Source organism: Methylocystis suflitae, assembly GCF_024448135.1.
GTDB classification, from domain to species: Bacteria; Pseudomonadota; Alphaproteobacteria; order Rhizobiales; family Beijerinckiaceae; genus Methylocystis; species Methylocystis suflitae.
In genome coordinates, this window is the sequence record NZ_JAMRYX010000202.1 from 42,358 (window position 1) to 54,065 (window position 11,708).

Consider the following 11,708-nt stretch of genomic DNA (forward strand, 5'->3'; position numbering starts at 1 on the left):
CAAATCGGAGGTGATGACATGATGGAACGCATTGATTTTATTGGTGGGCCGGGCAGGACTCGAACCTGCAACCAGACCGTTATGAGCGGCCGGCTCTAACCATTGAGCTACCGGCCCCGAGACGGGGACGCCCCTCCTATACCGCAACCCGAGCACGCGCAATATCGCGGACTTGCATGCAATCGCTCTCAACGAGCGCGCTCGCGTTCGTCCTGGCGCGCGGGCCGTCGGCACAAGACAGCTTGTCTTGCCACGGCCCGCGCCGCGCCTGTATGGCTTCTCGCATGAACGAACGCGACGCGCGCGCGGCGATCGTCGACGCCGCACGGGAGATGGAGCGGCTGGGGCTCAATCATGGCTCTGCGGGCAATCTGTCCTTGCGGGTCGGCGAGGCCGTGCTTGTCACCCCGAGCGGCGTTCCCAGCCGCGAGCTTTCCCCTGGTCTGATTGCGCGCCTGCCGCTGGCGGGCGAGGGCGCCTTCGAGGGTCCGCTGCCGCCGTCGAGCGAGTGGCGCTTCCACCTCGATATTTATCGCGCGCGGCCGGACGTGAACGCCATCGCGCATATGCATTCGCCCTATGCGACGACGATCGCGACCTTGCGGCGCGACATTCCCGCCGTGCATTACATGATCGCCGCCTTCGGTGGCCCGACTGTGCGCTGCGTCGATTACGCGCCTTATGGCACGGCGGAACTGTCGCGACTCGTCGTCGCCGGGCTCACGGATCGCGATGGCGTGCTGCTCGCCAATCACGGCGCTATCGTCACTGGCGCGAATATGCGCAGAGCATTGTGGCGCGCGGTCGAACTCGAAGCGCTTGCGCAAGTCTTCTACCTCGGCGCTCTCGCCGGCGAACCCGTCGTGCTTTCCGATGATGAGATCATGCGCACGGTGGAGCGCTTCAAGAATTACGGAACGCGAGAGAGTTCGAAAGAGCTTAGCTAACCGCAAAGATCCGGGAACAATCCCCTCAGCCCTTCTTCCGTCGCGGGGCAGACGCCGCGCTCGGTAATGAGGCCCGTGACAAAGCGCGACGGCGTGACGTCGAAGCCGAAATTGCGCGCCGTAGAGCCGTCGGGCGTGAGCTGAATTTCGATCGGCGCGCCATCGGCGCCCCGACCGCTGATATGGGTGACTTCGCGCGCGCTGCGCTCTTCGATCGGAATGTCACGCACGCCGTCGGCGATGCGCCAATCGACGGTCGAAGACGGCAGGGCGACATAGAACGGCACGCCATTGTCGTGCGCCGCGAGCGCCTTGAGATAGGTGCCGATCTTGTTGCACACGTCGCCGGCGCGCGTCGTGCGGTCGCTGCCGACGATGACGAGATCGACAAGACCGTGCTGCATGAGATGGCCACCGGCGTTATCGGCGATAATCGTATGCGGAACGTCTTCGCCCAGCAGTTCGAAGGCCGTGAGACTCGCCCCTTGGTTGCGCGGACGTGTTTCGTCCACCCAAACATGTATCGGCGCGCCTTGCCGCGCCGCCGTGTAGATCGGCGCCAGCGCCGTGCCCCAATCGACGGTGGCAAGCCAGCCGGCGTTGCAATGGGTGAGGATGTTGACGGGACCCTCGCCGAGGCGCGCTTGATGAATGAGTTCGGCGCCGAAGCGGCCGATGGCCTGGCAGGCGGCGACGTCTTCTTCCGCAATCTTCGCCGCTTCCGCATAGGCGAGGTCGGCGCGGCCGGAGACCGGCGCAGGGAGCAGGAGCGCGCGCAGCCGATCCAGCGCCCAGCGCAGATTGACGGCCGTCGGCCGCGTGGCGAGCAGCGCCGCATGGGCGCTCTCGATGGCGGCGTCGCTCGGATCGCTCCAGGCGGCGAGCGCCATGCCATAGGCGCCGGTCACGCCGATGAGCGGCGCGCCGCGCACCGTCATCGCGCTGATCGCTTCAGCGGCGTCTTCGCAACTCGCGAGCGTTCTCGTCTCGAAGCGATGCGGCAGGCCAGTCTGGTCGATTACCCGGACGCGCCGCCCGTCGGCGTCAAGCCAGATCGTTCTGTAGTCGCGCCCGTTAATTCTCATGTTGTTCGTTCTTGCCTGCTCAAAAGTCGCGCTTGGATGATGTCGCCATTCGCGCCATGTTAGAGGACGCCGCGACGCTGTGCTAGAAATCGCGGCTGCTCACTGGACACATGGCGCAAAAATCTTCGGCGCAAGAATCTTCGGCGCAAGAATTTTCGGTTCGATACGTCGAATCGCTCGATTCCGTCGCGGCTGAGGCTTGGGACGCCTGCGCCAATCCGCTCGGCCTGCCGGACGCGGTCGGCGAGCGATATAATCCTTTTGTCTCGCACGCGTTCCTGCGCGCGCTCGAATCGTCGAAGTCGGTCGGCGCGCGCGCCGGCTGGTCGCCGGCGCATGCGCTCGTCGAGGATTCGCGGGGTCGTCTTGTCGCCTGCGCGCCGGCCTATATCAAGACGCACAGCCTCGGCGAATATGTGTTCGATCAGAGCTGGGCGCAGGCCTATGAACTTGCTGGCGGACGCTACTATCCGAAGATTCAGGTGGCTGCCCCTTTCACGCCTGTGACCGGGCGTCGGCTGCTGATCGCGCGTGACGCGCCCGAAGGCGCGCGCGATGCACTGATCGCCGCCTTGCAGGGATTGCGAAAGGCGAGCGGCGCGTCCTCCATTCACGTCACGTTCTGCACCGAGGAGGAAAGCGTTGCGCTGAGCGGCGCCGGATTCATTTACCGCGCCGGAGAACAGTTCCACTTCGTCAATGAAGGCTATGCCGACTTCGAGGATTTTCTGGCGCGGCTCACGGCGCGCAAGCGCAAGGCGATCAAGCGCGAGCGACGCGAAGCGCTGAGCGACGGCATCACAATCGATCTGCTCACGGGGAGCGACATTCGTCCGGCGCACTGGGATTCGTTTTTCGACTTCTACATGGACACGGGCGCGCGCAAATGGGGCCGGCCCTATTTGACTCGCGCCTTCTTTGACGAGATCGGCGCGCGCATGGCGGACCGCATCCTGCTGGTCATGGCGCGTCGCGGCGCGCGGCATATCGCCGGAGCGATCAATTTTCTGGGCGACGACGCCATCTACGGGCGCAACTGGGGCGCGCTGGAAGCGCTGCCGTTCCTCCACTTCGAGGTCTGCTACTATCAGGCGATCGAATTCGCGATCCGCCGCGGCTATAAGCGCGTCGAGGCCGGCGCGCAGGGCGAGCATAAGATTGCACGCGGATATGGGCCGGTGATCACCCATTCGGCCCATTACTTGGCCGACCCGCGCCTCGCGGAGGCGGTCTCGGCCTATCTGGCGCACGAGCGCGCAGCGGTGGCGGAATGGGCCGCCGAGCATGCGACCGAGCTTCCCTACAAGAGCGAAAACGGCGACTGATTTTCCTTCGCTGTGGCCGCGCCGCACTTGCCTCATGGCGCGAAACTTGTAAGTCCTGCAGCGTTTGGCGCGAACCGCTGCGGAGTCACATGACCTATTGTTGCGGCATCCTCGTGCGCGATGGACTGGTGATGATCGCCGATACCCGCACCAACGCCGGGCTCGACAACATTTCCACGTTCCGCAAGCTGCATCTCTTCGAGCGGCCCGGCGAGCGCGTGCTGATGCTTGCCGCCTCAGGCAATCTCTCGGTGACGCAGGGCGTCGTGAACCTGATTGGCGACGGGATTGAACATCCCGAGAGCGGCGTCGTGGAAAGCGTCATGAATACGCCGAACATGCTGCATGCCGCTCAGCTCGTCGGACGCGCGGTGCGCCTTTCGCGCTCCCAGATGGGCAACGCCGAGGGGGAGCCTGCGGCGCAGGGCGTCAGCTTCGACGTCTCCCTGCTGCTCGGCGGTCAGATCGCCGGGGGTCCGCTCCGTCTTTTCATGATCTATACGGCCGGCAACAGCATCGAGTGCACGCCGGACACCAATTATCTGCAGATCGGCGAGCACAAATATGGAAAGCCCATACTCGACCGCGCGGTCGCCTATGACACCGACATTTATGATGCGCTGAAGATCGGGCTCATTTCGATGGATTCGACCATGCGCTCGAATCTTTCGGTCGGCATGCCGATCGATATCGCGCTGCTGCGTCGCGACGCGCTGCAGACGGAGGTCGCGACCAGAATCGGTTCAAACGATCCGTATTTTCGCGATTTGCGCGAGAGCTGGTCGAAGGCGCTGCGTGAGGCGCATATGGCGATCCCCAAGCCGCCGTACGGCGGACGCAACGCGTGACGATTGTTGCGCCGGCTGACGCCGCGGCGATTGCTCGCGCCGCGACGATCCTGCGTGAGGGCGGGCTGGTCGCCTTCCCGACCGAGACCGTCTACGGCCTCGGCGCCGATGCGACGCAGGCATGGGCGGTCGCCCGGATCTACGACGCCAAGGACCGCCCTTCGTTCAATCCGCTGATCGCGCATGTCGCCGATCTCGAAGCCGCGCGTCGCGAGGCGATACTGCCTGAGTTGGCGCTGCGTCTTGCCGCGGCCTTCTGGCCGGGGCCGCTGACGATCGTCGCGCCCGTCGCGCCGGGCGGGGCTGTCTGCGATCTCGTCCGGGCCGGCCTGCCAAGCGTCGCGGTTCGGGCGCCCGCGCATCCTATCGCGCAAGCGCTGATCGCAGCGCTCGGCCGGCCGATCGCGGCGCCTTCGGCCAACCGCTCCGGCCATGTGAGCCCCGTCACTGCGGCCCATGTCGCTGAAGATCTTTCGGGCAGGGTCGACATGATCCTGGACGGCGGGCGCACCGCCGCCGGCCTTGAGTCGACGATCGTGTCCTTCTGCGAGGGCTCCCCAATATTGCTGCGGCCCGGCGCGATTGCGCGGGAGGCGATCGAGAAGATCCTCGGGGAAAAGCTTGCGGCGCCTGCGCACACCGAAATCCTCGCGCCCGGCATGACTCCGTCCCATTACGCGCCTGCCGCGCGCCTGCGACTGGAGGCGCTCGACCTCAATGAAGGCGAAGCGGCGCTCGATTTTGGCGCCCGGCTCGCTGCGCGCGCCAAACCCGGAGCCTTTGTGCTCGATCTATCGCCGTCAGGCGATCTCGTGGAGGCGGCGGCTAATCTCTTCGCCCATCTGCGGGAATTCGACGCGCGCCAAATCGCCAATGTCGCCGTGGCGCATATACCCGAGCGGGGGCTGGGCGAGGCGATCAATGATCGACTGCGACGCGCCAGCGCGCCGAAACTCAATTAGGCGGCGAGCGCCGTGGGCGTGGCCGCGTTCAGAAAGAAGTCCTGCGTCACGGGCGCCGGCTGGCCCTTCAGATAGGGGCACTCGTAGCCGCGCGCAGCAAAATCGCCCACGCCGACGGCGCACATTTCCACCGCGAGGCGCGTCAGGCGGTTGAGCACGGGCTCCCGCACCCAGGAAAAGGGCGGCGCGTCAGGCGCGACGTCGCGCATCGCCGCCTTGCGGTTCACATTGTTCTCATGGCTCATGCGCGCCTGCCAGCCGACCTGCGGCTCCTGCCAATCGTTGACGACGATGACCGGCCCGCGCAGCACGCGCGCCTCATGTTCCGTGCGTTCGATCAGGGCCATCTCGCCGCGCTTGACCCCCGCCAGGGTGAAGAGAGTTGGACGCGCAATCGGCGCGCTGGCGATAAACTCGACGGCCGCCTCGAAATTTGCGCAATGTTCGAAAGCATAGCGCAGCATATGATCCGGCGGCCAACCGCCTTCGCTTGCCAAGGCGTCGCGCAGATTGAGGACGGCGTCATAGGCGAAGCCGAGGGAGCCCTGGGTGCGCCGCTTCATCGGCGCCTGATTGATCGAGGCGCAAAAGCGGCCGGGAGCCATCGCGCTGAGCACGCCCACGGCCCCCGGCCAGGTGGCGTTGTAAAATTCGCCGGCCCCGCCGGACTGCAACGCGATTTCGACGCCCCTGCCGAGGCCCTGGAAGGGCCAGTCGAGCGTGCGGCGCAAGCGCGGCAGACCGTTTTTGTCTTCATAGGCTTGAGTGGTGCAGGCGAAGAGATAGGACATGTTCAGCGTCATCGCGCCGGGAAAGCCGAGAATGGCGACGATGCGCTCGAGCTCCGCCCGGTAGGCGGAGGCGGAGCGCTTCAGCCAATTAGCCGCAATACGGTCAATTGGCGGAAGGCAAACCCGGCCCATCGGCGCGACCACGCCAAGACAGGCCTTGCGGAGCGCGGTCGCCGCCTGGACCCGAGCCTGCGCATGGGCCACAGGGCCGCCGTCGCGCACGTCGAGGAAATGAATCGCGTCCATCGTCGTCCTGCTGTCAGAAAATCGTCATGTAACAGATATGGATTTCACATCCCTCTGTCACAATACAGTAAAAATTTAGGGTCCAGCCTCGCGGCGTAAAGTCGTTGCGCGCCCGCCGCCTACGAATCGGCTACAAATCGCTAAGGAAAACACCCTTGCTTTTCGAGAATAGAATGTCGGACGCCGTCGCCGTCGCTTTTGACGCATTGAAGTTCCACGCCTCCGCTTTGGCGCGGACGCGAACGCTCGATCTCTTTGCGGAGGACCCCGCGCGCTTCAGAAATTTCAGCGTCAAGCTCGACGATTTTCTCTTCGACTTCTCCAAGCACAAAGTGACGCGCGAGACGGTCGCGCTGCTGATTTCATTGGCGCAGACGCGCGATCTCGAAGCCAGGCGCGAAGCATTGTTCTCTGGCGCACTCATCAACAACACCGAAAGGCGCGCCGCCATGCATATGGCGCTGCGCGATCTCTCCTCGCGTCCGCTTCTCGTCGGCGGCGAGAACGTGCGGCCTCTGATCGAAGCCGAACGCGAAAAGGTTTTCGCCTTCGCGCGCGCCGTGCGCTCTGGCGACATTCGCGGCGCGACAGGCGCGCCGTTCAGCGATGTGGTCAATATCGGCATCGGCGGTTCGGATCTGGGTCCGGCGATGGCCTCGCGCGCGCTCTCGCCCTATCGCGGCGAGGGTCCGCGCATGCATTTCGTCGCCAATGTCGACGGCGCCGATCTCGCTGATACGCTGCACAATCTCGACTTGGCGCGTACGCTGTTCATCATCTCATCGAAGACGTTTACGACGCAGGAGACGATGGCGAACGCGAGAAGCGCCCGCGCCCGCATCGTCGCCGCGCTCGGCGAAGCTGCCGTAAAGGCGCATTTCGCCGCCGTCTCGACGCGGCTCGACAAGGTCGCGGAATTTGGAATCGATTCCGCGCGCGTCTTTGGCTTCTGGGATTGGGTTGGCGGGCGCTATTCGCTGTGGTCGTCAATCGGCCTGGCGCTCGCCATCGCCGTGGGACCCGAGCATTTTCTGCAGTTTCTGCAGGGCGGGCACGACATCGACACGCATTTTCTCGAAGCGCCGCTCGAACAAAACATCCCCGCGCTGATGGGGCTGCTCGGCGTCTGGCACAGGAACGTGATGGGATGCGGGGCGCATGCGGTCATCCCCTATGATCAGCGGCTCGCGCGGTTTCCCGCCTATCTGCAACAGCTTGACATGGAGTCGAACGGCAAATCGGTGACACGCGAAGGCGGGCCTGTCGATTATGAAACCGGCCCGGTGATTTTCGGCGAGCCCGGCACCAATGGCCAGCACGCATTCTTTCAGCTGCTGCATCAGGGAACCGACGTCGTCCCGATCGACTTCCTCGTCGCGGCCGAGCCCACCGCCGCCGACGCGCATCATCACGAATTGCTTTTCGCCAATTGCCTGGCGCAGGCCGAAGCCTTTATGCGCGGTCGAACGCGAGAGGAAGCGAAAGCGCAATTGCGCGGGCAGGGGATGAGCGAGGAGGAAATCGCACGCCTCGCGCCGCATAAGACGTTTCCAGGCGATCGCCCGTCCAGCGTTTTGCTTTACCGACATCTTGATCCGCGCACGCTTGGACGCCTCGTCGCGCTTTACGAACACAAGGTCTTCGTGCAGTCGGTGATATGGGACATCAATCCCTTCGACCAGTGGGGCGTTGAACTTGGCAAGGAACTCGCGAGCCGCCTGGCGCCGATTGTCGAGAACCGGGACGAATCTACGCAAGGGTTGGACGGCTCGACCGCAGGCCTGATCGCGTGGAGAAGGGCGCATTGAGTCGCTTCCCGACAAGCGCGACGCGCACGATCAGGAATCAAGTCCAACGGCTCACACCGCCTTAGCGGAAACGATGCTCGCAAGCGCCGGCAATGCATTCCGCAAGAGCCGAAATTTGCCAAAGCCTGCTTCGCGCAGCAGCGCCTCGATCTCTTCGATGCGGCGCGGCTCGCCGCGGCCCATGGCCAGCGTGTAGAAGCCGTAATAGGCGTCGAGCGGCTCGGCGCCTTTGACGCCGGACATGCCTTCGATGATGAGCAGCGTCGCGCCGGGCGCAAGCGCCTTGCGCACATTGCGCAAGAGTTTGAGCGCCGACGCGTCGTCATGGTCATGCACGATGCGGATGAGCGTCGCGACGTCGGCGCCCTCGGGAAGCGCGTCATTGAGGAAGTCGCCGCCATGAATGTCGGCGCGCGAGAGCAGGCCGGACCCTTCGAGCCGCTCTTTGGCGCGCGCCGCCACGGCGGGAAGGTCGAAGAGAGCAAGCTGCAAATGCGGCGCGCGCGCCGCGGCGGCCGCGAGAAACACGCCTTCGCCGCCGCCGATGTCCAAGAGGCGCCGATGACGCGAAATATCGTAGGCGTCGAGCGCCTCCTGCGCGACCATCGGCTGAGTCGCCGCCATGAAGGCGCTGTAGGGCGCAACCTGCTGCGCCGACAACGCCTCGGGCGCATCCCCATCCGAATAGGGCCAATAATCCGCCAACTTGCCGCGCTTTTCTTGGCGCAGCAGCGCCACGGGATCGGCGAGGTCGGTGTAAAGCAGCGGCTGGTGTTCGACGATCATGAGCGCCGCGGGATTGCCGGCGAAGGCGGCGCCGAGCAAACCGAGCCCGTATTTCGCGCCGCGTCGCTCGGCAAGGCCCAGCGAAGCGGCCGCCTCGAGCAAGCGCCGCGCTGCGGGCTCAGAAAGCGCGAGTTTCGTCGCCAGCGCGTCGAGGCTCAACGGGCCGTCGCGCAAAACGTCGAAGAGCTTCAGTTGGGCGCAGGCGACGAGAACCTGCGAGTAAACGAAGCCGGCGGCGAGATCGAGGCCGGCGCGGGCGCCGCGCCGCGCCAAGGGCCGGGTGAGAGGATTTTTCAACGCCCAGCGCTGGAATCGCGGATTGGCGACAAGCTCGTCGCGCGCGTTGCGCAATCGCTCGAGCCATTGATCGAGTAACGCCAAGACAGTCTCTCAGTATTTGAGGTTACGCCCTCAAGATTCAGGGCTTCGACTTAGCATGTCGCCGGAACGTCGTCTCGGGGCAGACGCCGCCGTTGCGGCGCAAGCCCGCTTACTGTAGAAAAGCAGCGCGCCTGCGCCCGTAGCTCAGCTGGATAGAGCGTTGCCCTCCGAAGGCAAAGGTCAGAGGTTCGAATCCCCTCGGGCGCGCCACTTCTGCCCAAAACTGGGAACGCCAATTCCCGCCGATTTTCCGCCTGATGCGACGACGAGGCGGGCTCCCCGCTCGCCGATCCTCTGGGCGGGGCGCGCAGATGTTCGCGGCGGTAGCCGCCCTTGGCGTCGCGGCATCCCCTTCGCCCCTGCCGGGCGAATATGGCGAGCGCCTGCGGCGTGAGCGTCGGCGCCGCTTTCTCCTGCCTAACGGCGCTTGCTCGTCGCCATGCGCGAATGTCGAAAGCCCTCAATATTTGTACGAGAGGCTCGCTGAGACGGTCCTGGGTTCGCCGTGGTAGAGGGCGCCGTTTGACGTCCAGTTGGACTGGTTGGTGAGATTGGCGGCGTTGATTTCGAGTCTGAGTTTGTCGGTGAGAATATAGGCGAAGGTGGCGCCGAGCATCTGCTGGGGCGCGAGGGTGAAGCCGTAGGTGTTGGGCAGCGTCGCCTCGAGGCGGCTGGCGTAATAATAGCTGGCGCCGAGTTCGAGGCCCTTGAGGTCGCCCGAGTCGAATGTGTAACTGGCGGAGAAGGCATAGACGCGGCGCGGCGCGCCGAGAAGATCGCTGCCCTGTTGCGACGGGATATTGTCGTCTTTCGAGACCAGCGCGTGCAGGAAGGTGGCGACGGCGTTGATTTTGAGATTAGGCAGGATCTCGCCGCCGAGATTGACCTCTATCCCATGGCTGTGCTGCTGGCCGGTGACGACGGAATAGAAGCCGCTGGGATTCGCGGGATTGGGGATCGCGACATTGTCGCGGGTGATGTCGAAGAGACCGACCTCGAAGCTCATCTTGCGGTTTAGAAACTCCCGCCGGAAGCCGAGTTCATATTGCGTGTCCTGCTGCGGCGGCGGCGCTTCGCCGCTTTGGATGCGCACGCCGGTGTTGGGGATCAGCGATTTGCCGTAAGCGGCGAAGAACTGCGTCTCCTCGTTCGGCCGATAGAGAATGCCGGCGCGCGGCGAAAAATAGCCCTTGGTCCCCTTGCTCAGGCTCGATGTCGGCTCGCCGGTCAGCGCGCCGAAGGGATCGAAGACGCGTTCGCGCTGGGCGAGGAGATCGTAGCGCCCGCCGATCAGAATGCGCCAGTTCTCATTGAGGTCGATGAGGTCCTGGCCATAGACCGAGCGGCTGATCGCGCGCGCGACGCCGTTCGACCAGAAGGCGCCCGCATAGCTGACGCCCGGCGAATAAATGGGCGCGAAAATATTGAGCGGCGCCGCTTCATAGCGGGCGACGTCATTATTGTAGCCGAAATAGAAGTCCCACTGTTCGAGGCCGAGAAAGACGGTGTGCGACAGGAAGCCGGTGTCGAAGCGGCCATTGAAGCGCAATTGCGCGTCGAAGCTGCGGTTGGCGGTCCGGGCGCGCACCGGATTGCCGAAGACGACCGACTGAAATGCGTCATAGCCCCAGCCGGTGAACCAGCCCCAGTGGTCGGCATAGAGAAAATAGTCGACGACCGCGGCGATCTTCCAGTCCTTGTTGAAGGCGTGCTCATAGCGCAGGGTGAGATCGTCGAAGAAAGACGTTTCATGCTCATTTGCCGGCAGGCCGGCGTAGAACTCCTTGGGGACATGCAGAAACATCGGATCGGCCGGCACGCCGTCGCGCCAGACGAGCCTTGCGCCATTGTGCTCGGCGCGCAGGCTGACGTGGTCGCCGTTATCGGCGGTGAAGGCGAGCATTGGGGCGATATCGAAACTGCGCGTGCGCACGAAGTCGACGAAACTGCCCAGCGTCTGTGCCGAGCCGGTCATGCGAAAGAGCAAGCTCTTCTCGTCATTGAGCGGGGCGTTGACGTCGGCGGTGAAGCGGGTGACGTCGAAGCTGGCCTTGGAGGCGACGGCGCGGGCGAAGGTTTCCTGCGTCGGCGACTTGCGGATGTAATCGGCGGCGCCGCCGTAGCCCCCTAACGCCTTGCCGAACAGCATGGCGCTCGGACCCTTGTAGAATTCGACATGATCGACGGTGGAGAGATCGACGTCCTGGGCGGTGAAGCCATGCGCGGCGCCGTCGAAGAGCGTGACGCCCGCCGGAAAGCCGCGCATGACGAAGCCCGGCGAATAGGCGCTGTTGGCGGCCGGCGCATTGACATAGACGCCGCTCTGATCGCGCCCGAGCGTCTGCGCATTGGGCGCGTCGGAGCGCCGCTCGACCTGGCTGCGCTCTCTGTCACGCTCCTTGTTACGTTCTTCGCTCTGCTCCTTGTTCCGCTCTTTGGCGCCGCTCGCTTCCGCGTCGCGGCGCTTCTCCTCGCTTTGCAGTGTCTCCTTGCCTTCGCCCTTCCGCGGCTTCTCGGCGCGCGCCTGCG

General features: G+C 64.6%; 9 protein-coding genes and 2 tRNA genes. 6 read left to right on the forward strand and 5 right to left on the reverse strand.

Annotation, left to right across the window (positions count from 1 at the left end; translation table 11 throughout):
- Positions 1–41: 41 nt before the first annotated feature.
- A tRNA-Ile gene (locus tag NEI07_RS15735) sits at positions 42–117 on the reverse strand.
- A 167-nt stretch (positions 118–284) separates the two neighbouring features.
- On the opposite strand from NEI07_RS15735, the gene NEI07_RS15740 reads away from it, so the two are divergent.
- Positions 285–947 carry a class II aldolase/adducin family protein gene (locus tag NEI07_RS15740; protein ID WP_256035835.1) on the forward strand — a complete coding sequence of 221 codons (663 nt, stop codon included), beginning with the start codon at positions 285–287 and terminating at the stop codon, positions 945–947.
- On the opposite strand, the gene mtnA is transcribed toward NEI07_RS15740, so the two are convergent.
- On the reverse strand, positions 944–2,032 hold the full coding sequence (gene mtnA, locus NEI07_RS15745; RefSeq protein WP_256035836.1) for an S-methyl-5-thioribose-1-phosphate isomerase: 1,089 nt from the start codon (positions 2,030–2,032) through the stop codon (positions 944–946). The two genes, NEI07_RS15740 and mtnA, sit on opposite strands and share 4 nt — an antisense overlap.
- Positions 2,033–2,142: 110 nt before the next feature.
- Between mtnA and NEI07_RS15750 the strand changes: the two genes are divergently transcribed.
- From NEI07_RS15750 to NEI07_RS15760, 3 genes are all read left to right on the forward strand, one after another.
- Positions 2,143–3,357: a GNAT family N-acetyltransferase gene (locus tag NEI07_RS15750; RefSeq protein WP_256035837.1), complete on the forward strand. Its 1,215-nt coding sequence runs from the start codon at positions 2,143–2,145 to the stop codon at positions 3,355–3,357.
- An 89-nt stretch (positions 3,358–3,446) separates the two neighbouring features.
- A complete protein-coding gene (locus NEI07_RS15755) occupies positions 3,447–4,205 on the forward strand; it encodes a peptidase (protein WP_256035838.1) in 759 nt (252 codons plus the stop codon).
- A complete protein-coding gene (locus NEI07_RS15760; protein ID WP_256035839.1) occupies positions 4,202–5,167 on the forward strand; it encodes an L-threonylcarbamoyladenylate synthase in 966 nt (321 codons plus the stop codon). The genes NEI07_RS15755 and NEI07_RS15760 overlap by 4 nt, the downstream gene beginning before the upstream one ends.
- Here the strand turns inward: NEI07_RS15760 and NEI07_RS15765 are convergent.
- Positions 5,164–6,204 carry an Ntn hydrolase family protein gene (locus NEI07_RS15765; RefSeq protein WP_256035841.1) on the reverse strand — a complete coding sequence of 347 codons (1,041 nt, stop codon included), beginning with the start codon at positions 6,202–6,204 and terminating at the stop codon, positions 5,164–5,166. The two genes, NEI07_RS15760 and NEI07_RS15765, sit on opposite strands and share 4 nt — an antisense overlap.
- A gap of 173 nt (positions 6,205–6,377) precedes the next feature.
- Between NEI07_RS15765 and pgi the strand changes: the two genes are divergently transcribed.
- Positions 6,378–8,012, forward strand: coding sequence for a glucose-6-phosphate isomerase (pgi, locus tag NEI07_RS15770; protein WP_256035843.1), 1,635 nt, complete (start codon positions 6,378–6,380; stop codon positions 8,010–8,012).
- Positions 8,013–8,063: 51 nt separating this feature from the next.
- Here pgi and NEI07_RS15775 read toward each other — a convergent pair whose 3' ends face one another.
- A complete protein-coding gene (locus NEI07_RS15775; RefSeq protein WP_256035845.1) occupies positions 8,064–9,179 on the reverse strand; it encodes an acetylserotonin O-methyltransferase in 1,116 nt (371 codons plus the stop codon).
- A 133-nt stretch (positions 9,180–9,312) separates the two neighbouring features.
- Between NEI07_RS15775 and NEI07_RS15780 the strand changes: the two genes are divergently transcribed.
- A tRNA-Arg gene (locus NEI07_RS15780) sits at positions 9,313–9,389 on the forward strand.
- Positions 9,390–9,639: 250 nt separating this feature from the next.
- Here the strand turns inward: NEI07_RS15780 and NEI07_RS15785 are convergent.
- Positions 9,640–11,708 (reverse strand): TonB-dependent receptor domain-containing protein (locus NEI07_RS15785; protein WP_256035846.1); only part of this gene is annotated, 2,069 nt, incomplete at its 5' end.